At 47.0% G+C, this 20,515-nt stretch carries 19 protein-coding genes; 6 read left to right on the forward strand and 13 right to left on the reverse strand.

All coding sequences use genetic code 11. The features are described from left to right. Positions 1-16: 16 nt before the first annotated feature. The 3 genes from J0M30_13120 to glmM form a co-directional block, all read right to left on the reverse strand. A complete protein-coding gene (locus J0M30_13120; GenBank protein ID MBN8668435.1) occupies positions 17-499 on the reverse strand; it encodes a hypothetical protein in 483 nt (160 codons plus the stop codon). Positions 500-655: 156 nt separating this feature from the next. Next, entirely contained in the window at positions 656-1,783 is a 1,128-nt protein-coding gene (locus J0M30_13125; GenBank protein MBN8668436.1) for a cysteine desulfurase, read from the reverse strand. 192 nt (positions 1,784-1,975) lie between these two features. Next, the gene (gene glmM / locus J0M30_13130) at positions 1,976-3,358 is read right to left on the reverse strand and encodes a phosphoglucosamine mutase (GenBank protein ID MBN8668437.1); all 1,383 of its coding nucleotides are present in this window, start codon (positions 3,356-3,358) and stop codon (positions 1,976-1,978) included. Positions 3,359-3,416: 58 nt separating this feature from the next. Here glmM and J0M30_13135 point away from each other — a divergent pair, with 58 nt between their 5' ends. Further along, complete coding sequence (locus tag J0M30_13135; protein ID MBN8668438.1) at positions 3,417-4,160, forward strand: class I SAM-dependent methyltransferase; 744 nt, start codon at positions 3,417-3,419, stop codon at positions 4,158-4,160. Here J0M30_13135 and J0M30_13140 read toward each other — a convergent pair. After that, a complete protein-coding gene (locus J0M30_13140; protein MBN8668439.1) occupies positions 4,154-6,175 on the reverse strand; it encodes a sulfatase-like hydrolase/transferase in 2,022 nt (673 codons plus the stop codon). The genes J0M30_13135 and J0M30_13140 overlap by 7 nt on opposite strands. A 107-nt stretch (positions 6,176-6,282) precedes the next feature. On the opposite strand from J0M30_13140, the gene J0M30_13145 reads away from it, so the two are divergent. Next, positions 6,283-6,873, forward strand: a complete 591-nt coding sequence (locus J0M30_13145) for a phosphatase PAP2 family protein (GenBank protein ID MBN8668440.1) — start codon at positions 6,283-6,285, stop codon at positions 6,871-6,873. Positions 6,874-6,877: 4 nt separating this feature from the next. Beyond that, a complete protein-coding gene (locus J0M30_13150) occupies positions 6,878-8,170 on the forward strand; it encodes an HlyC/CorC family transporter (GenBank protein MBN8668441.1) in 1,293 nt (430 codons plus the stop codon). Between the two features lie 7 nt (positions 8,171-8,177). On the opposite strand, the gene J0M30_13155 is transcribed toward J0M30_13150, so the two are convergent. Next, positions 8,178-8,672: a hypothetical protein gene (locus J0M30_13155; protein MBN8668442.1), complete on the reverse strand. Its 495-nt coding sequence runs from the start codon at positions 8,670-8,672 to the stop codon at positions 8,178-8,180. A 73-nt stretch (positions 8,673-8,745) separates the two neighbouring features. On the opposite strand from J0M30_13155, the gene J0M30_13160 reads away from it, so the two are divergent. Then, positions 8,746-9,312, forward strand: a complete 567-nt coding sequence (locus tag J0M30_13160; protein ID MBN8668443.1) for a HupE/UreJ family protein — start codon at positions 8,746-8,748, stop codon at positions 9,310-9,312. A gap of 36 nt (positions 9,313-9,348) precedes the next feature. Further along, positions 9,349-11,727, forward strand: a complete 2,379-nt coding sequence (locus tag J0M30_13165; protein MBN8668444.1) for a M1 family metallopeptidase — start codon at positions 9,349-9,351, stop codon at positions 11,725-11,727. Between the two features lie 71 nt (positions 11,728-11,798). Here J0M30_13165 and J0M30_13170 read toward each other — a convergent pair whose 3' ends face one another. From J0M30_13170 to J0M30_13185, 4 genes are all read right to left on the reverse strand, one after another. Beyond that, the gene (locus tag J0M30_13170) at positions 11,799-11,984 is read right to left on the reverse strand and encodes an Arc family DNA binding domain-containing protein (GenBank protein ID MBN8668445.1); all 186 of its coding nucleotides are present in this window, start codon (positions 11,982-11,984) and stop codon (positions 11,799-11,801) included. Between the two features lie 10 nt (positions 11,985-11,994). Further along, positions 11,995-12,498 (reverse strand): hypothetical protein, encoded by a 504-nt coding sequence (locus J0M30_13175; protein MBN8668446.1) that lies wholly within the window; start codon positions 12,496-12,498, stop codon positions 11,995-11,997. A 10-nt stretch (positions 12,499-12,508) separates the two neighbouring features. Next, the gene (locus J0M30_13180; GenBank protein ID MBN8668447.1) at positions 12,509-13,372 is read right to left on the reverse strand and encodes an SPFH domain-containing protein; all 864 of its coding nucleotides are present in this window, start codon (positions 13,370-13,372) and stop codon (positions 12,509-12,511) included. A 183-nt stretch (positions 13,373-13,555) separates the two neighbouring features. Further along, positions 13,556-14,245 carry a hypothetical protein gene (locus J0M30_13185; protein ID MBN8668448.1) on the reverse strand — a complete coding sequence of 230 codons (690 nt, stop codon included), beginning with the start codon at positions 14,243-14,245 and terminating at the stop codon, positions 13,556-13,558. Positions 14,246-14,323: 78 nt separating this feature from the next. Here J0M30_13185 and J0M30_13190 point away from each other — a divergent pair, with 78 nt between their 5' ends. Continuing rightward, a complete protein-coding gene (locus tag J0M30_13190; GenBank protein MBN8668449.1) occupies positions 14,324-16,855 on the forward strand; it encodes a hypothetical protein in 2,532 nt (843 codons plus the stop codon). A 97-nt stretch (positions 16,856-16,952) separates the two neighbouring features. Here the strand turns inward: J0M30_13190 and J0M30_13195 are convergent, their stop codons facing one another. The 4 genes from J0M30_13195 to rplQ form a co-directional block, all read right to left on the reverse strand. Beyond that, the gene (locus J0M30_13195) at positions 16,953-18,236 is read right to left on the reverse strand and encodes an acetyl-CoA hydrolase/transferase family protein (GenBank protein MBN8668450.1); all 1,284 of its coding nucleotides are present in this window, start codon (positions 18,234-18,236) and stop codon (positions 16,953-16,955) included. A gap of 85 nt (positions 18,237-18,321) precedes the next feature. Further along, positions 18,322-18,750, reverse strand: a complete 429-nt coding sequence (gene aroQ / locus J0M30_13200; GenBank protein MBN8668451.1) for a type II 3-dehydroquinate dehydratase — start codon at positions 18,748-18,750, stop codon at positions 18,322-18,324. 27 nt (positions 18,751-18,777) lie between these two features. Beyond that, positions 18,778-19,893 (reverse strand): glutamine-hydrolyzing carbamoyl-phosphate synthase small subunit, encoded by a 1,116-nt coding sequence (gene carA / locus J0M30_13205; protein MBN8668452.1) that lies wholly within the window; start codon positions 19,891-19,893, stop codon positions 18,778-18,780. A 119-nt stretch (positions 19,894-20,012) separates the two neighbouring features. Next, a complete protein-coding gene (gene rplQ / locus J0M30_13210) occupies positions 20,013-20,498 on the reverse strand; it encodes a 50S ribosomal protein L17 (GenBank protein ID MBN8668453.1) in 486 nt (161 codons plus the stop codon). Between the last annotated feature and the right edge of the window lie 17 nt (positions 20,499-20,515).

A 20,515-nucleotide genomic window follows, 5' to 3' on the forward strand; every position in this document is an offset into this window, starting at 1 on the left:
CTGGTAAAAACAGATCTTATTTCCCGAAGGTGAATACCGCAGAAACACCGGCCCATCCAATGGTACCGTTATTTGAAATGGCATTGTAACTTCCGGTGATTTGAACAGATCCGGTTTTGAAACCAACCTGAGGTTTATAGGCAAATCCGCCACCGTTTGCATTACCCGTAAAAAATCCATAACCTACCTGCGCGCCTACAAAGAAATTTTCCGTGGCATTGTACCGGGCACCTGCCAGTAAAGGAACAGCGCCAAAATTCAGACCACTGTTGTTCTTCTCCAGGAAATGAGCATATCCGGCGGTTACGATTCCGCTTACCTGGTCATTAAAACCAAATTCTCCCTGTGCTTCCGCTCCAATAACAAATGAACTGGCATTGGAAATTACACCTGTAGGCAAGGCTGCATTGACCCCAACTCCAAAGGTAAACCCGGATTGAGCATTCACACCGGCCAATAAGAGGCAAAGCATCAGCGATAAAAGTCCTTTTCGTTTCATGAATGTACTTTTTAATGATAAAATGTTGATTGCGGGCGCAAAGTAAAAGGGAGTAAGGTGGCTTCCAATACCCCTATGACATAAACGTCCAACTAGTACACTGATGAAGTAAATAGGCTGATGAGTGCTGTTAGAAAGTTGACTAAAAATTCAGACTCAGAGTAGTTCTTTTAGCAAATTGACCACACGATCGATCTCTTCCTTCGTATTGAAATGGCTGAAGGAGAAACGTACAGCCACCCGGTTGGGATCATTATGCATGGCACGTATGACATGGGATCCCTGATCGGCCCCACTTGTACAGGCACTGCCTCCCGAAGCACAGATATGATGAATGTCGAGATTGAATAATAACATTTCCGATTTCTCGGATTTGGGGAAGGACACATTCAGCACGGTATAAAGATTCTTCCCTTCCAGATTACCGTTGAATTTTACATCGGGTAATTGCTGGTTAAGCGTCCGGATCATATACTCGCGAAGGTCGGATACATAGGCACTATCCTTTTCAAAATTCGCCATAGCGATCTCGAGCGCCTTGGCAAAGCCAACAATGCCATATACATTTTCGGTGCCCGCACGCATATTTCGTTCCTGTCCGCCACCATGAATAAAGGGTTTGATCTGAACATTCTCATTCACATAAAGGATACCTGTTCCCTTTGGGCCATGAAATTTATGGCCGGCCCCGGAAATGAAATGAACAGGTGTATTCCGAAGATCCATGGGGAAATGCCCTACCATCTGAACGCAATCCGAATGAAAAATGGCATTGTATTTTTTACAGATTTCTCCGGTTCGCTGAATATCCAGAATATTACCGATCTCATTGTTGGCATGCATCAATGTTACGAGACATCTTTCGGGTTGGGCGGCCAGTTGTGCTTCCAGGTCATCGAGGTCCACATCACCGTTGGGTAATATTCGCACAAATGAGCTGGTCACCAGATCCTGATGATCATAGTGTTCCACTGTATGGAGTACCGCATGGTGTTCGATCGGTGAGGTGATGATATGCCGGCAACCCAGGTCACGGATCGCGGCTGTGATGGCCGTGTTATTGCTTTCGGTTCCACCACTGGTGAAAAAGATCTCGGCCGGATGGGCATTGAGTAAACGAGCCACTGATTTGCGGGCACTCTCAATCGCCAATCTGGTCTCCCTGCCATAGGAATAGATCGATGACGGGTTCCCAAAATGCGTTGTCAAATAAGGCAACATGGCCTCCAGCACTTCGGGATGAAGCGCCGTTGTAGCAGCGTTATCAAGATAGATCCGATTCATGGGAAGCAAAGGTAGGAAAACTAGGGAAGATGGTTGGATGTCGGATGACAGATGACGGATGACGGATGACAGAGGATGGAAGTCGGATGTAGGATGTTGGATGTTGGATGTTGGGGATAGGTCAAAGGACCCCTGTCATCCGTCATCTGTCATCCGTCATCCAACATCCAACCTCCAACATCCGAGATCCCCCTACAACACCTCCCGAATATCCTCCATCAATCGTTTGGCCATATTGTCGGCCTTGGATTCGAAATCGCTTTCGGCATAGATGCGGATGATCGGTTCGGTATTGGAGGATCGAAGGTGAACCCAGTCGTTCTCAAACTCGATCTTCAGGCCATCTTCGGTGTTGACCGGATGATTCTTATATTTTTCGCGGATCTTATCCAAAACAACAGGCAGGTTGACGCCTGCTTCTAATTCTATTTTGTTTTTGGAAATAAAATACTGGGGATACAATTTCCGAAGGGAAGCAATGGATTTCCCTTTTTGAGCGAGATGAGACAGGAATAAAGCGATTCCGATCAGCGCATCCCGGCCATAGTGAAAGTCGGGTACAATGATCCCGCCATTTCCTTCTCCACCAATAACCGCATCTACCTCTTTCATTTTTTTCACCACATTCACTTCACCAACGGCAGAAGGAAAATATTGTCCGCCATGTTGCAGCGTCACTTCTTTAAGCGCCTTCGTACTGCTCATATTGCTGACCGTATTGCCCTTTCGTTTTCCCAATACATAGTCCGCCACTGCCACAAGTGTATATTCTTCGCCAAACATGGATCCATCTTCATTGACAAAACAGAGCCGGTCCACGTCGGGATCCACTGCAATACCCAGGTCCGCTTTCTGTCTTACCACTTCCCTGCTCAGATCAACCAGGTGTTCCGGAAGTGGTTCGGGGTTATGGGCAAACTGTCCATTGATCTCTCCGTTGAGGACCACGATATCCTCCACCCCCAACGCATTTAACAGGGCCGGCACATAAATGGCACCTGTTGAATTAATGGCGTCAACAACTATTTTAAACTTCTTTCCGGCAATGGATTCCCGGTCTACCAACGGATATTCCAGAATGGCCTGGATATGTTTCTCAAGATAATTTGTATGGGAAATGGTCAGGCCCAGTTTGTCTACGGTGCTAAAGACAAAATCTTCCCGGGCTGCAAGATCAAGTACCTCTTTTCCGGTTTCGGCAGAGATAAACTCCCCTTTTTCATTTAACAGTTTCAGCGCATTCCATTCACGGGGGTTATGGCTTGCCGTAAGAATAATGCCCCCATCTGCCTTTTCCATCGTCACGGCCACTTCTACCGTTGGGGTGGTTGAAAGGTCAAGGTCTACAACATCGATTCCCAGTGCATTCAGGGTGCTGTTCACGAGGTTTCTGACCAATCCCCCGCTGATCCGCCCGTCCCGTCCGGTAACGATCTTTACCTTATCTGTTTTCCCCCTGGAAATGATCGTGCCATAGGCCGCTGTAAAACGGACCACATCCAGGGGAGAGAGTGTTTCGCCAGGTTTACCGCCGATCGTACCACGTATGCCAGAAATGCTTTTTATCAGTGCCACAGTGATGATAGTTTGAACGCAAAATTAATGGTTTAAAGAACAAGTATATTTGCAGGGTATGGGCAACAAGAATTGGTATGTGGATTGGTTCAATTCCCCTTTTTACCATAAACTCTATTTTCAGCGGGATGAAAAGGAAGCGGCTGCTTTTATCGATCACCTGATCGAACACCTGCAACCCCTGCCCGGTTCCCGCATGCTGGATATCGCCTGTGGAAAAGGCCGGTACAGCCGCCAATTATCCGACAAAGGTTTTTTTGTTACCGGTATTGACCTGGCCCCGGACAGTATTGAATATGCCCGGCAGTTTGAATCCGATAACCTGGAATTCTTTCAACACGATATGCGCCTGCCCTTTCGGGTCAATTACTATGATTATGGCTTTAACTTTTTTACCAGCTTTGGCTATTTCGCCAGCCGTCGCGAACATGAGGATGCCATGCGTACGATGGCAGGAGCGTTGAAAACAGGTGGAAAATTGATCATCGATTATCTCAATCCACACTATGCCGAAGACCACCTCATTCCTGAAGAGAACCGGCAAATAAAGGATACCAGCTATGAAATACACCGCTGGCAGGAAGAGGGCTACTTCTTTAAACGGATCAAAGTAACCGACCCCACACTCCGCCAACCAATTGAGTACACTGAACGTGTGATGAAATTTAGCCTGGGTGATTTTACTGAAATGCTCGCCTATGAACATTTCCAGGTAAAAGAAGTATTTGGCAACTATGCCTTGCAACCTTATGATGTTAGAAAATCGCCCCGGTTGATCGTAATAGCAGAGAAGTATCAGTGAGCGGGCTGTTTCGGATTATTGATCAACATCCATTTGGCCGTTTCATACCAGGCCTGCGTCAATTCCGACATCTGCTTTTTGATCGAATCTGCTTGCTTTCCTGCCGGATCAACAGCCCCGGGTTGAATGGCGTGCAATTGCGGATCGGGGAAAAAAATTCTTCCGGTGGTATCAGGCTGGTCACCCGAGGTCATATCAATGTTCATGGTAAAATAGTACTGATCGGTCACCAACCCAATCCTGCCTTGACCGTTGATGATAAAGGCCATGTGATTCTTATGCGCCGCATCCAGTACATTTCTGCCGAGTGTGGTATTGACATAAGGCTGGCTTAATAAGCCCGCCATGGTTGGGAGCACATCGATCTGGGATACCACTTCCTCTCTTTTTTGTGGTGTCAGCAAGTAAGGAGCATAAAAAAGAAGGGGCACATGTTCATCGGTCAATCGTTGATCGGTCCAGGGTGCCGGGTATATTTCCCGCGCATTTCCGGACACACCATGATCGCCTACGAATACAAAGATGGTATTGTGAAAATAGGTTTCCTTCTCCGCTGCCTCCATGAATTTTTTTATGCAATAATCCGAATACCGAAAGGAGTTGAATTCGTCCGGTGAATCAAAACCAAATCGTCGTAAAGAATCCCGGGAAGGGTTTAATTTTTCAAAATCACTGTCCTCTTCCGGTATCATAAAGGGGCGGTGGTTGTCAGCCGTCTGAATGATGGCGAAAAAAGGTGATTGCTGCTGTCGAAAAACCTGATTGGCTTCCAGAAAAAGGTTCTTGTCACTGATTCCCCATACATTGATCCGTGGCGAAGTAAACTTGCCATCGGTATACATCTCCAGTCCGTCAATGTTTTTCAGGATCCCTTCAAAGTTGTTGAATTCCGGACTCCCCCCCAGAAAATACATTTTCCGGTAATCCTCAAAGCTATTAATGATCGTATGCTGGTTTAGCGCCAGCGGGTTACGGGTAGAGAATTTATACAACTGTACATCGGGGATACCGGTAATCGTAGCAAACAAACCACGGGCAGTAGAGAAATGCGGCGTAAAACAACGGGAGAAAAAGATCCCCTTATTGGCCATTTCCTGAAAATAGGGAGTCGTATTGAGGGGATTACCACTTAAACTGCTTTTGTACATGGAAAAAGACTCGCAGAGAACCAGAACGATATTGGGTTTGCTTTCAATGGAATTTCCATGAGGCAGGTATTGCCGGCGATAGCTAAAGGTGCTTCGGTCACGCACCTGAAGCAGATCAGCCATTATCGGATAATATTCCCTGGCCTTTGATTCGTTGATCTGTGGCTTTCTGAAACGCAGGGTGGAAAAGAAATTCTGCAGGGGATTCAGTGCCAGATAGGATTTGAAATTATCTCCCATGCGAAAGGCCCGGTTCCAGGTGAGTGGGCGCAAACCCAACCCGTAGACCAGAACCAGCAGGAAAACGGCGGCTATGATAAACCAGCTTCGGCGGTAAGGTATCTTGTGTCCATCGGTCCGGTTGATAACAGTCCAATGTGAACGGTGATACATCCAGCGAAAGAACAACACCGCAACCACCAATCCCATCACCAACCAGAATAAGGGATAGGACTGCCACAACATGGAGAGGGAAATGCTGGCATCTTCCGCAAAGTTGAGGGCGCCGGCATCCAATCGGGTGCGGTTATAGGTAAAGCTTCCAAAATCGGCCGCAAAAAAGAAAAAGAGGATAAAAGTGGCAATGGCCAGGTACCAGGTCCACCACTTTTTATTCTTTTCGGAATAAAAGGGAGACAAACGAGGTGAAAGGCTTACCAGAACAATGGGCAGCAATACCAGCGCGATCCAGCGAAGATCATATCCAAGTCCCAGCCAAAAGGAAGGCAGGCAATCAGACCAACCCAGTTTCTCCGGCCGGAAGGCAAAAAAGGTAGCTAACCGGAATATCGTAAAGATCGCCAGGAAAAGGAGGAACAGGTTGATGACCCAGAGGATGGTCTTGGGTATTTTATAACGAACCAGCATTGGAATGCAAAAAAACGGAATATTGAACAACCCGTCAACCTCCAGGGCAAATAATGCGACCGTTCAACTAATTTTGGGGCATGATTAGCGGAACTTATCTGATTTCCATGATGGATACTTTGATTTCGTGGGACAGACATGTTTTTGAATGGATCAATCGTGGCCTTGCCAACTCCTGGTTTGACCAGGTATTTCCCTATCTCCGTAATTCGGTTTACTGGACTCCTCTTTATTTATTCCTTTTTGTCTTTTTCACGCTCAATTTTGGGCGGAAAGGCTGGTGGTGGGTGTTGTTCTTTCTTTCCACAGTCGCCATGACAGATATGGTCAGTTCCCAGGGGTTTAAAATGTATTTTGAACGGTTGCGACCCTGCCAGGACCCGGATATGATCGATCATATCCGCCTGGTGCTCGACCGTTGCGCCGGAGGTTATAGTTTTACATCCTCCCACGCGGCCAACCATACCGGGATCGCCATTTTCTTTTACCTGACCACCCGTGGTTTTTTGGGCAAATGGGGGCTAATCGCGTTTGCCTGGGCAGCTTTGATCGGGTTTTCCCAGGTTTATGTTGGTGTTCATTATCCACTGGATATACTCGGTGGAGCCTTTATTGGTTTGATTTTTGGCTCGGCCACGGCCTGGGTCTTCAACAAGAGGTTTGGATTCAGTATCTTCGATAAAGCACCAACTATATAGGTTAATGGAAATATTTATTCTGGCGGGTCTGATCTTGTTGAACGGGTTATTTACCATGTCGGAAATTGCACTGGTCTCGGTGAGAAAAGGCCGTCTGGAAAGCCAGGCGGATAAGGGAGACCTGAAGGCCAAAAAAGCCCTTGAACTGGCTGAAAACCCCGAATTGTTTCTGTCGGCTGCCCAAATCGGAATTACCCTGATCGCGATCCTGACCGGGGTTTACTCCGGAGAAAAATTCAGTGGCGATCTGGAACCTTATGTGGCACAGGTGGAGGTTTTGGCTCCCTATGCGGAAACGATCGCTACTACCCTGATCGTCATACTTGTTACCTTTCTTTCTATCGTATTTGGAGAATTGATCCCCAAGCGGATCGGGCTTTTAAGAGCCGAAATGATCTCGCGTATGGTAGCGGGGCCCGTCACCTTTTTTGCCAAACTCACCTACCCCATTGTCTGGCTGCTTAATTCAGTCAGTAATATTTTTTTCCGCCTATTTAATATCAAACGGCTCAAGGAAGATGCGGTGACGGAAGAAGAGATCAAGACCATGATCACCGAAGGAACGGAAGCTGGTACCATTGATGAGGCCGAACAGGAGATCATTGAACGGGTGTTTCACCTGGGTGACCGGAATATCACCTCTCTGATGACCCATCGCAGTGATATCATCTGGTTTGAACTCAATGACTCCGAAGAAAAGATAAAAGAAAAGATCCTGGGTGAACCCCACTCGCTTTACCCGATCTGTGATGGGGATATTGATAACCTGAAAGGGGTGGTTACGTTGAAGGACCTTTATATCACCGAGGACTCCGTTCAGTTCAGCAAGATCATGCAACCCGCCTTGTTCATCCCGGAGAATAATTCGGCCTATCAGGTATTGGAAAAATTTAAGACCAGTACCCAGCATGCCTGTTTCATTGTGGATGAATACGGCACCTTACAGGGTATGATCACCCTCAATGATATACTGGAAGCTATTGTGGGAGAATTACCCCAACCCGATATCATGGATTATGAGGTCGTCGAGAGATCTGATGGCTCCTACCTGGTGGATGCACAGATTCCTTTTTATGAATTCCTGGATAAATTTGAAAAAACAGAATGGATGAACGAAGGGGAGCATGAGTTTGACACTCTGGCCGGATTCATCCTGCATGAATTGGAACATATACCTCAAACCGGAGAGACCTTTGAATGGAAGGGATTTACTTTTGAGATCATTGATATGGATGGTCACCGCATTGATAAAGTGATGGTGAAGATCAGTAGTGGAATTCGCGAGGAAATGGAGTGATCCCCCATTACCTGCTCCATTCAAACTGCACCGTTCTTTTCGGAAAATCCAGTTTATAACTTTTACGTTCACCCCCTGCGGTTGCATGAACCAGATTGATCTGGCTTTCATTGTAATCATGGAGAATGCTCACATCCAATTCGAGTTTCTTTACTGTCGGCACCCCCGACACCTGGCAATACGCCCAAATCGCCTCTCTTTCTTCTTCAAAGCCAACAAACTCCAGCTTTACAGGTTTGCCATCCGCTTTTAAAACCAGGTGCTTTTGAATATAATCGGTCACCAGTTTATTCTGCGTCTCCTTTTGGGAGGCCACTTTAAAATCAACCAGGGTGCCATAATTCTTGAGCAGGACCGCTTCCAGATCATCCGTAAAAATCTTGCAACTGATCTCCAGGGTCTTTTCATCGGCATTATGCTCCACCTCGATCACACTCACATAGAAGGGGTGTAACAAGGCCAGTATGCCTATTGAGAACCATTTATATAAGCCATCTACCATTGACATATTTTTTTGCCAGATTACAAAAGTCTGATTTATTTTGATGTTTTCTATAAAAATGCAAGATTTCTGGATCTATTTCGACATGGGGAAGGACCATATTGCCGATTGGAAGGGATATGACCATATCTTGTTTGTTTTGGCTCTTTGCTTGCGGTACACGGTGGCCGACTGGAAAAAGGTGCTGGTTTTGGTAACGGCCTTTACTATCGGGCATTCGATCACCCTGGCCCTGAGTACGTTGAATTATGTGGATATTCCTTCCGATTGGATCGAATTCCTGATTCCGGTAACCATTTTGATCACCGCCTTGAGCAATTTGAGTGTCAAAAAGTTTGATTTCAAGAGCCGCTTCCCTTTGATCTATTTTTTTGCCTTATTCTTTGGATTGATTCATGGACTTGGTTTTTCCAACTACCTAAAGAGTATCTTAGGAAAAAATGACAACCTGGTGGCTGATCTGCTGGCCTTTAACCTGGGGCTTGAACTGGGTCAGCTGATGATCGTGGCCCTGGCCATGTTGATCTCCTGGATATTCCTGTTATTGTTACGGGTGGAACGAAGAACTTATTTGTTATTTGTATCTGGTGCAATATTTGGCATCGCCATGATCATGACCCTGGAAAGAATTCCCTGGTAGCTAAACATCGTTTTCAATAAACAAAACCATACATACATGAGGTCACTACTTGTCTTTTGCGCCTTCCTGCTAACCCTTTCGATGGGTTCCCAGGCGCAAAACACGCAAAACAACCCGGGTTCCAACCACGGGAACAAATTTGAGCAGTTAGGTAGCATTCTCCCTACGCCAAATGAATACCGCACTGCCAGCGGCGCCCCAGGCCCTAAATACTGGCAACAGCGGGCCGATTATGATATCAAATGTGAACTGGATGAAAAGAACCTGAAACTGACGGGTAGTGAAACCATCACCTATTTCAACAACTCACCCAACACCCTCACCTATCTCTGGTTTCAATTGGATGAGAATGAACATAGCACGGTAAACAATGCCGGTTATGAAGATGGAAGTTCCATTCCCCGCCAGGCCAGCCCGCAGACACTTGACCGGTTGCAAGGTTCCAAAGAAGACAATGGGTATGGACATAAAATTGCAAAATTGACCGATGCCTTGGGCAAACCACTCAAATACACGATCAACAAAACCATGATGCGGGTGGACCTTCCTGTTCCCCTGAAACCTGGTCAGCAATATGTCGTAAAAATTGACTGGAGCTATAAGATCGCCGACCGCATGACCATGGGTGGTCGTGGCGGATATGAATTCTTCCCCGGCGATGGTAACTATCTTTTCACCATCACCCAATGGTATCCCCGTCTTTGCGTTTACAGTGATTTCCAGGGCTGGCAAAACCATCAGTTCACCGGTCGTGGTGAATTTGCCCTCACCTTTGGCAATTTCAAAGTACAGATGACGGTTCCGGCTGACCACGTGATCGGCTCCACCGGTGAATGCCAAAATCTTGCCCAGGTACTTACCCCCGCTCAATTGGCCCGTTGGAAACAGGCACAGACCGCCAAAGAACCTGTAGAGATCGTTACCCTGGCAGAAGCAAAAGCTTCTGAAGTGAAAAAAAGCACCCAAAAGAAGACCTGGGTCTTCAAAGCCAATAATGTCCGCGATTTTGCCTGGGGTTCCTCCCGCAAATTTGTATGGGATGCCATGCCCGTAAATGTAGAAGGTAAAAAAGTGATGGCGATGAGTTTTTACGGAAAAGAAGCCTATGGACTTTATCGCCCCTATTCCACCAAGGTTGTAGCACATACGATCAAGACCTATTCCAAATTCACGATCCCCTATCCTTATCCGGTTGCCCAAAGTGTGGAAGCCGCAAATGGTATGGAATATCCGATGATCTGTTTCAACTTTGGACGTACCGAAGATGATGGTTCCTATTCCGAAGGCACTAAAAACGGTATGATCGGTGTGGTAGTACATGAGGTAGGACACAACTTCTTCCCGATGATCATCAACAGCGATGAACGTCAATGGAGCTGGATGGATGAAGGCCTTAACACCTTTGTGGAATACCTGGCAGAAGAACTGTGGGATAATAAATTCCCCAGCCGTCGCGGACCCGCCTTTACCATTACCGACTACATGAGCCTTCCCAAAGATCAGCTCGAACCCATCATGACCAATTCTGAGAATATCATTGGATTCGGTCCGAATGCATATTCCAAACCCGCTACCGGATTGAATATCCTTCGCGAAACCATTATGGGTCGTGAATTGTTTGACTTCTCTTTTAAAGAATATGCACGTCGCTGGGCCTTTAAACATCCCGAACCCGCTGACCTCTTCCGTACGCTGGAAGATGCAAGTGGCGAAGACCTCGATTGGTTCTGGAGAGGATGGTTCTATAGCACCGATGCCTGCGATATCTCACTCGATACCGTGAAATATGCCAAACCGGAAATTGCAGACGTTACCAACATGCTTAAGGAAACAAAGACCAAAGTAAGTCTTCCCAAACCTCAGGTAAATACATTCGAGGATGTTTCCAAGATCCGCAACCGCGAGGACAAATCGATCCAGTTCCAAACCGATGTTGATACCACTTTGCGTGATTTCTATTGGAAATATGCCCGCGGCATAGAGTCTTATGACACCACCAAGTACGAAGTAACCAATCCTCCCCGTGTGGAAGAAATGGATGAGGCCACCAAACAGGCTTACAGCAACAAACACCTGTATGAACTGACCTTTAGCAATAAAGGCGGATTGGTGATGCCCATCATCCTTGAATGGACCTTTGAGGATGGCACCACAGAGATCGAGCGCATTCCCGCACAGATCTGGAGAAAGAACGAGAACAAGATCGTTAAGGCCTTTGTGAAGGATAAAAAAGTGAAGTCAGTGAAACTGGATCCGTTTAAAGAAACAGCGGACATCAACGAGAAGAATAATTCCTGGGGAGAGATCGCAGCCGAACCCAGCAAGTTTCAGCTGTTCAAACAAAGACAGGCTGCCCGTGGCCAATCGCAAGGGATAAACCCAATGCAGAAAGCCCAGCAGAAAAAAGGCTTTTAATAGAAATAAGGAACAATAAAAAAGGAATAAGGAAGTATTGAACTACTTCCTTATTCCTTTTTTATTGTTCCTTATTTCTTATTTTTCCCTGTGCCTTCCTCCCCTTTCTTCTTTCCTCTTCCTGCTTCCAGTAATTTCTGGTGAAGCAAATATTCGATCTGTCCATTGACACTGCGAAACTCATCCGCAGCCCATTTTTCCAGAGCCTTGTAGGTTTCCGTATCTATCCTGAGTACAAAACTTTTTTTCTCGCTCACCTTATTGGATTTAAGATGGATCGGGGACCAGTGCCTCGATGGCCCGGTAAAAGCCTTTTACTTTCTCCGAACCTATAAAAATTTTCTTTCCGGAATGAAGTACAAATTGTACTCCTTCTTTTGTGCCTGTGTGCTGAACATGCCCGTATCCAAAGACCATGCGTTTGGAACCAATCTGTAAAAAAGGGCTTTTCCGTATTCGTGCTTCTTTAATATCATACCTGGATACCTGCCGGTATTTTCGGGAAAATGGCCTCCATCGATAATAGACCGCCCAATCGGTCACGATCAGTTCAAGACGGGTGATATAAAATCCATAGAGTATGGAAAGGTTTAGAATCAGTACAAACGGTACAACAAACCAAGCCTCTTTTTTATCATCAGCACTCAGAGCCAGGATAGTGATACCAATGGACATCACAATGGGTGAGATCAGCAGTAGCCAGAACCAGGTCTGGCTAAACCGCTGTGTCTCTTTGAAGACAATATTTCCTTTGATCTGTTTGTCTTGCATACTATTGGGATCATTGATATAAAGTACCGGTGTTCAGGATCGGTTGAACAGAACGTTCACCACAGAGAACAACCATCAGGTTGCTGACCATGGCTGCTTTTTTCTCTTCATCCAGAATTACGATATCTTTTTTATTCAGCATTTCCAATGCCATTTCAACCATGCCTACAGCCCCTTCTACGATCTTGGTACGTGCCGCTACGATGGCAGTAGCCTGTTGCCTTTGCAACATGGCACCCGCGATCTCCTGGGCATAAGCCAGGTGCGCGATACGGGCCTCCCGAATGATGATACCCGCAGGTGCCAGGCGATCGGCCAATTCCTTTTCCAGGATACCATTCACCTTATCACCACCATCACGCAATGTAATGTCTGCATGCTCATCCTCCAGGTTGTCATAGGGAAAACTATTCGCCAGGTGACGTACCGCCGCCTCGCTTTGAATTTTTACATAGCCTTCATAATCTTCTACCTCGTAAGCGGCCTTGTAGGTATCGCCTACCTGCCATACCACTACGGCGCCGATCTCGATGGGATTACCCATTTTGTCATTCACCTTCAAGGTCTGCCCTTGCAGGTTCTCCGCCCGCATGGATATCTTCTGCTTGGTATACAGGGGGTTGACAAAGAACAAACCGTCCTTTTTCACTGTTCCCACATAATTACCAAAGAAGTTCAATACCCGGGAGTGGTTGGGGTAAATGACCATTAATCCCGCCATGACGAAAAAGCTGGCAATGAGCAGGATAACCGCCGCCGCGATGATCCATCCGCCTTCCTTGATCCGGATAAAGAAATAAATAGAGGCGGCCATCATGACCAATGAAATAAGCAGTGCTAAAAAACCCGACATGGGGTTGGTGTTCTTTTCCATATTAAGAGTGATTTATTTTGATATCATTTCGATATCAAATGTACAAAGATTTCCGTGATCTCCAAATTTTTTAGGAAAAACCGGGAAATAAGGAATAAAAAATAAGGAACAAAGAAGTACGTGTACCTACTTCTTTGTTCCTTATTTAATATTCCTTATTTTTTATTCCTTATTTCTTATTCTTTATCCTCCGGTCTTCCCATCCCTTACTTTTACGGCCTTTTTACCGGAGTTCTTTTTTTCAAACTCGAGTACCGTTTTGGGTTTGGGGGTTGCTCTGTTGCCCAGGGAATCGGTGGTGGGTTTATAGGAATTTCGCACATCGATCGGGGCCAGATCATCCAGTCCGTTTTTGAGTTTGTCGTGTACGTATTCTTCTGTTTTTTCAATGGTTCCGAAATCGGGGTCATAGTATTTCCAGGTGCCATGACGAAGCGTGGTCCCTTCCAGTTTTACTACAACGTGATCAACTATGCGGGTGGGGTCATCAATATCATAGACCGCGACGGTGTCGTAGGGGTTCTCCGGGTTCACCGATTTCCAGCTCTCTTCGCGTACCAGAGCGCCCCAGCGATTGTAATAGAAACATTTGCCGTGCTTGTTTCCCCATTTATAATTTTCGATGGCCTGGATATCGCCGGTTAAATAGAACTGTTGCCAGCGGCCTTCCTTCAGGTCGTTGACATAAACACCCTGCTCCTCATAACCGGGTTCTCCCCGAAGAGGTTGTACCGTAATGACCCAGCGGCCTTGCTTTTTCCCGTCAAGGTCAACGATATTCAGGGTATCGCCCCTTACCCCCGTGATATAGCTTTTATACTGGCCATATCCACTCAGGCTGATGAACAGAAATAAGGAAAGAAGATATCGCATAGTTTAGTAAGTTTGAATCCCTCCCGCTCCCGCGGGAGAATACCAGAACTAAGTTACTAACGAAAAATCGCTTTGTTTATGAGCCGACTGTTAAAGTTCCTACCGGTATTATTCCTCGTACAACCCCTTCTTTCCCTGGCTCAGCCAGCGCCGACACCGGCCGCTGAACGCCTGAAAACCATGGAACAAAGAAAAAACCTGCATGACCGCTCCGTGCTGAATGGGACCGCTTTTCGAAGCATCGGACCTGTGACCATGAGTGGCCGTGTAGTGGATATAGAGGCCAATCCTGAAGACCCCACCGAATTCTATGTGGCCTATGCCAGTGGAGGACTTTGGCATACCACCAACAATGGGTTGTCCTTTGTCCCGGTTTTTGACTCAGCCGATGTGATCACCATTGGCGATATCGCAGTGAATTGGGAAAAAGGGATCATCTGGATAGGAACCGGTGAAGTGAACAGCAGCCGCTCATCTTACGCGGGTATTGGAATCTTTAAGAGTGTGGACAAAGGCAAGACCTGGCAATACAAGGGTCTCCCCGAATCACACCATATCGGTAAAATCCTTCTCCACCCTACCGACCCGCAAAAACTGTGGGTAGGGGCACTGGGACATCTGTATTCACCCAATGCCGAACGTGGCGTATTTATGAGTACAGATGGCGGAGATACCTGGAAACAAACGCTGTTCATAGACAATAACACAGGCGTTGTGGAAATGGATATCAACCCCAAAAATCCCCAGGAAATCTATGCAGCGGCCTGGTACCGTACCCGGCGCGCCTGGAATTTTGAAGAAGCCGGTCAATCAAGCGGCATCTATAAAAGTAATGACGGAGGGGTGACCTGGTCGCTTCTGACCAATGCCGCAAGCGGGTTTCCTACCGGTGATGGGGTCGGGAGAATTGGATTGGCCGTTTATCCAGGTAACCCAAACATGGTATACGCGATTCTCGATAACCAGGCTGTAAAACCTGATACCTCCGCAAAAAAGGGCACTACCTATGAACTGGAAGATCTCAAAAACCTGACCGTTGAACAATTTGGGCAACTGGATGAAAAAAAATTGGATAGTTTTTTACGGGACAACCGCATGTCTGGTCGTTATAAGGCAAAACAGATCAAGGATGATGTGGCGTCAGGTAAGCTCAAACCAACGGCCATATATGACTTTCTCGATGTGAACACAGGCTTTGAAGGTTCCCCGATTGGATGTGAAGTATATAAAAGCCTGGATGCAGGCAAGACCTGGAAAAAGGCCAATGAGAAAGACATACCGATCTTCTTTACCTATGGGTATTATTTCGCCAAGATCTATGTGTCTCCATATAACCCGGAAAAAGTATATGCCCTGGGATTCTCTTCCATGGTTTCTTATGACGGAGGGAAAACCTGGAGCGAAATGGACAAGGACAATGTACACGCCGATCATCATGCGCTCTGGGTCAACCCCAAAAAAGATTCGCATTTGATCAATGGAAACGATGGAGGCGTCAACATTACGTATGATGATGGTAAGGTCTGGTTCAAAGCAAATACCCCGGCGGTAGGTCAGTTCTATGCCATTACCACGGATAATGCAAAGCCGTATAACGTATATGGTGGATTACAGGACAATGGGGTATGGTCATTCCCTTCCCAATCACCACGCAACTCCTTTTCCAATTCGGGATTGGGATTGGCCGATGGAACCGAGAAGAGTTTAGGTGGTGGAGACGGGATGCAGGTACAGGTAGATCTTCGGGACAATGCGACCACTTACTATGGCTCTCAATTCGGGAATTATGTTCGTCGCGTATTGGGCCAAGCCGGCAGAGCAGCGCGGATAACCCCTTCTCATCAATTGGGTGAAAAACCTTACCGGTTCAACTGGCAAACCCCCATTCATTTGAGCAGGCACAATAATGATATTCTGTATTTCGGAAGCAATCATTTTCACCGTTCCCTCAATCAGGGTGACAGTATGAAAACCCTGAGTGCCGACCTGACCCGTGGCCGGGTGGATGGCAATGTTCCTTATGGTACCATTACCACCCTGACAGAATCCCCTTTACGTTTTGGCCTGTTGTATGTTGGTTCGGATGATGGCAACCTGCATCGTAGCCGGGATGGTGGTTATACCTGGGAAGCTTTGCACGCCCAACCAGCCGATCCCAAAGCAAAAAAGAAGAAAACAGATACGAAATTAAACACCCAGCAACTCTGGGTAAGCCGGATAGAAGCCAGTTATGCGTCTGAAAACAGGGTCTATGTATCCTTGAATGGCTATCGGTTTGACCACTTCCTTCCTTATCTCTATATCAGTAATGACCAGGGTGATTCCTGGACACGTATTGGTCTTGATCTGCCCAATGAACCGATCAATGTGGTTCGTGAGGATCCAAAGAATGACAGCATCCTGTATGTAGGTACGGATGGCGGATTATATGTAAGCCTTGACCGGGGGGCCAGCTTCATGATGTGGGATAAAGGGCTTCCACGGTCTGTTCCCATTCATGATATTGCCATTCACGAGCGCGATAACGAGATCATTTTGGGAACACACGGAAGAAGCGTGTATGTTGCCAAGCTGGAAGAAGTAAGGAAAAAAATGTCTTCCAAGAAATAGATTGACAAAAGGCTGCGTCCCTTAGAGCTTTCGCGTCTTCGCGGTTAGGTCTTACCGCAAAGACGCGAAGGCGCTAAGGGACGCTATCATTTTAGGATCAGAAGGCTTTGAAGCGCTCAAAGCAAGCTCGCTCGAGGTTTTCCCGGTCGTCGGGGTGAGAGATATTGATCAGCGCACGGGCCCTGTCACGCAGGTTTTTACCGTAGAGATAAGCAATCCCGTATTCGGTGACCACATAGTGAACGTGTCCTCTGGTTGTTACCACGCCGGCTCCTTCTTTAAGGAAAGGAACGATACGGCTGATGCCTTTGGTGGTTCGACTGGTGAGGGCAATGATGGGTTTACCACCTTCGCTAAGGGCCGCTCCCCGCATAAAGTCCATTTGTCCACCGATACCACTGTACTGCCGGGTACCGATAGAGTCTGCGCAAACCTGACCGGTTATATCTACTTCGATGGCACTATTGACGGCCACTACTTTCGGGTTACGCCGGATCACATGCGGATCATTTACGTAGTCAATATCCAGGAATACAAAAGATGGGTTGTCGTGTACGTAATCGTATAATTTTCGGGTGCCTACGGCAAAACCCGTCACAGTCTTATATGGGTGAATTCTTTTCTTTGAGTTGTTGATGATGTCCTTGTCAACCAGGTCAATGATACCATCGCTGCACATTTCGGTATGAACACCCAGGTTTTTGTGGTTGTATAAAGATTTAAGGACCGCATCAGGGATGGTACCAATACCCATCTGGATGGTGCTGCCGTCTTCGATCATTCCGGCAATATGCTTTCCGATCTGGAATTCCTCCTCCCCTGTTTTCGAACCATAATCCACTTCGGGTAAAGGCTCTTCATGGTAAACCATGTAATCAAAGCGTTCTGTATGGATCAGGCTGTCGCCGTGTGTACGGGGAACGCTGGGGTTAACCTGAGCAATGATATGATGCGCGGTATTCACGGCACTCCGGGCAATATCTACCGATACTCCCAGTGAGCAATACCCATGTTGATCGGGAGGGGAAACCTGGATCAGGGCCACATCAATATCCATTTGATTACGGAAAAGATCGGGGATATCACTTAAAAATACCGGGATGAAATCCGCACGGCCATCGTTGACCGCTTTTCGTACAGACTCCGATACAAACATGCAATTGATATGAAAAGAATCTTTGTATTCGGGTTTATCAACCGTAATATCACCCTGTACGGTAATAAAGACCAATTCAACATCTGTCAATTCGGGGGCCTTGCGGGCCAATTCACGAAGCAGATACAAAGGGGTTTGGGCACTACCCTGGATAAAAACGCGGCTACCGGATTTGATCACAGATAAGGCCTCCTGGGCTGGGGTATAGGTTACCGGAACTTTCATGATTCAATCAAATTTAGCTGAACACAAAGCTATTAAATTGTCATTCCCCTGCATTGATTCATTGGAGACCTACGCCTGATATACATCAGGCCTTTTGTTGAGCAAGGAACCATTGAAGCGCGAGTTCGTACCCATGAAGCCCTAAACCAAATATGCTTCCCCGGGCCTGACCGGAGACATGAGAAAATTTACGAAAGTCTTCCCGGGCATGTACGTTGGAGATATGGACCTCGATAACGGGGGCCTTAACAGCCGCAATGGCATCCCCGATGGAAACGGAGGTATGCGTATATCCGCCCGGGTTAAGGATGATACCGTGGTGATCAAAACCGGTCCGTTGTATCTGGTCGATCAATTCACCTTCCACGTTGCTTTGGAAATAGGTAAAACTGACCGATGGATATTTACCGGAAAGTGTTTCCAGGTATTGCTCAAATGATTGATCACCATAGATCTCCGGTTCCCGCTTTCCCAGCAGGTTAAGATTGGGGCCATTGATGATGGATATCCGCATAGATCAGGGTGCTTTCAGCGAATTTACCTAATTCCCGCTTGCCACGGATGTTTTCATCAGGTCGATGAATTCGTCAAACAGATACCTCGAATCGTGTGGGCCGGGTGTCGCTTCGGGATGGTATTGTACCGAGAATGCAGGTTTACCCTTAAGCCTTATCCCTTCAATGGATTGATCATTCAGGTTCAGGTGCGTGATCTCAATATGTTCTGCCTTTCTCACCGCTTCCGGATCAACGCCAAACCCATGGTTCTGCGTAGTGATCTCACTTTTTCCGGTCACCAGGTTCTTTACCGGGTGGTTAAGACCGCGATGGCCATGGTGCATTTTAAAGGTGGGGATATCATTGGCAAGGGCCAGCAATTGGTGCCCCAGGCAGATGCCAAAAGTGGGTTTGCCCTCCTTGAGTAATTCTTTGACGGATACGATGGCATAGTCCATGGCCGAGGGATCCCCGGGTCCGTTGGAAATAAAGTATCCTGTTGGATTAAATTCCTTCAGCCGCGAGGCGGGTGTTTTTGCCGGAAACACTTTCACGTAGGCCCCGCGATCGGTCATGCACTCCAGGATATGTTGCTTACATCCAAAATCAAGTACCGCTACGCGGATCGGGGAATAAGGATCCCCCAACTCATATTCCTGGTCGGTGGTCACCTGCGACGCAAGCTCCAAACCCGCCATGGAAGGCACTTTGGCCAATTCCTTCTTTAATTCATCCACATCCAGAATCTCGGAGGAGATGATACAGTTCATGGCCCCTTTGGTGCGGATATGAGATACGAGTGAGCGTGTATCCACACCCTCGATGGCCACAATATTGTTCTTTTTTAAATATTCATCCAATGACCCATGGGCCATTTTGCGGCTGTATTGATCTTCCAGGTTACGCCCGATCAGTCCGCGAATCTTGACCGACCCGGATTCAACGTCTTCATTTTTAACCCCATAATTCCCTACGTGTACTGCATTCATGATCAGGATCTGTCCGAAATAACTTGGATCGGTAAATACTTCCTGGTATCCTGTCATGCCGGTGTTGAAACAGATCTCACCGCCGGTTGTACCGATGGCGCCAAAAGAAAAGCCGTGACAAGTGGTTCCGTCTTCGAGGAGCAGGATCGCGGGGGATGGGGTAGCATTCATGGTTTAGAAAGATTTTGCAAAAAAAAGGAAAAAAGGGGTGCGGTCAAAAGTTAATTGGTAACATAAAAAAGGGGCCCTGTAAACAACAGGGCCCCTTGTATGAATAAAGTGATCGGTCATTATTCTTCTCCTTTGGTTTCAGCGGCTTCTTCGGCTCCGGTCTCGGAAGCTTTTTTAGCTCCGCGGCCACGACGGGTTTTCTTGGCTCCGTCTTTGGAAGCATCACCGGCTGTTTTACCATAGATCTCGTTAAAGTCAACGAGTTCGATCATGGCTTTCTCGGCATTATCACCAGGACGTGCACCCAGTTTGATGATACGTGTATAACCACCGGGACGGCCGCCTACTTTTTCAGCAACCAGGCCAAACAATTCCTTGATGGCTTCTTTATCCTGCAGGTAGCTAAATACCACACGACGTTGATGGGTCGTATTGTTTTTGGCTTTGGTAACCAGGGGTTCTACATACGTGCGCAAAGCTTTGGCTTTGGCCAGGGTGGTAACGATCCGCTTGTGGGTGATCAGCTGAGCGGCCAGGTTACTGAGCAACGCATCGCGATGTGCTTTGGTGCGGCTCAGGTTGTTGATCTTGTCTCCGTGACGCATGACTTTGTGTTTTTATC

This window comes from Chitinophagales bacterium (genome assembly GCA_017303415.1).
In the GTDB taxonomy this organism is placed as follows: Bacteria; Bacteroidota; Bacteroidia; order Chitinophagales; family Chitinophagaceae; genus SpSt-398.

What these genes read in the sequence shown, in the direction of transcription:
- J0M30_13120 (MBN8668435.1), bottom strand. Translation starts at nt 499, where the DNA reads ATGAAACGAAAAGGACTTTTATCGCTGATGCTTTGCCTCTTATTGGCC.
- J0M30_13125 (MBN8668436.1), bottom strand. Translation starts at nt 1,783, where the DNA reads ATGAATCGGATCTATCTTGATAACGCTGCTACAACGGCGCTTCATCCC.
- J0M30_13135 (MBN8668438.1), top strand. Translation starts at nt 3,417, where the DNA reads ATGGGCAACAAGAATTGGTATGTGGATTGGTTCAATTCCCCTTTTTAC.
- J0M30_13140 (MBN8668439.1), bottom strand. Translation starts at nt 6,175, where the DNA reads ATGCTGGTTCGTTATAAAATACCCAAGACCATCCTCTGGGTCATCAAC.
- J0M30_13145 (MBN8668440.1), top strand. Translation starts at nt 6,283, where the DNA reads ATGATGGATACTTTGATTTCGTGGGACAGACATGTTTTTGAATGGATC.
- J0M30_13150 (MBN8668441.1), top strand. Translation starts at nt 6,878, where the DNA reads ATGGAAATATTTATTCTGGCGGGTCTGATCTTGTTGAACGGGTTATTT.
- J0M30_13155 (MBN8668442.1), bottom strand. Translation starts at nt 8,672, where the DNA reads ATGGTAGATGGCTTATATAAATGGTTCTCAATAGGCATACTGGCCTTG.
- J0M30_13165 (MBN8668444.1), top strand. Translation starts at nt 9,349, where the DNA reads ATGAGGTCACTACTTGTCTTTTGCGCCTTCCTGCTAACCCTTTCGATG.
- J0M30_13175 (MBN8668446.1), bottom strand. Translation starts at nt 12,498, where the DNA reads ATGCAAGACAAACAGATCAAAGGAAATATTGTCTTCAAAGAGACACAG.
- J0M30_13180 (MBN8668447.1), bottom strand. Translation starts at nt 13,372, where the DNA reads ATGGAAAAGAACACCAACCCCATGTCGGGTTTTTTAGCACTGCTTATT.
- J0M30_13185 (MBN8668448.1), bottom strand. Translation starts at nt 14,245, where the DNA reads ATGCGATATCTTCTTTCCTTATTTCTGTTCATCAGCCTGAGTGGATAT.
- J0M30_13190 (MBN8668449.1), top strand. Translation starts at nt 14,324, where the DNA reads ATGAGCCGACTGTTAAAGTTCCTACCGGTATTATTCCTCGTACAACCC.
- J0M30_13195 (MBN8668450.1), bottom strand. Translation starts at nt 18,236, where the DNA reads ATGAAAGTTCCGGTAACCTATACCCCAGCCCAGGAGGCCTTATCTGTG.
- aroQ (MBN8668451.1), bottom strand. Translation starts at nt 18,750, where the DNA reads ATGCGGATATCCATCATCAATGGCCCCAATCTTAACCTGCTGGGAAAG.
- carA (MBN8668452.1), bottom strand. Translation starts at nt 19,893, where the DNA reads ATGAATGCTACCCCATCCCCCGCGATCCTGCTCCTCGAAGACGGAACC.
- rplQ (MBN8668453.1), bottom strand. Translation starts at nt 20,498, where the DNA reads ATGCGTCACGGAGACAAGATCAACAACCTGAGCCGCACCAAAGCACAT.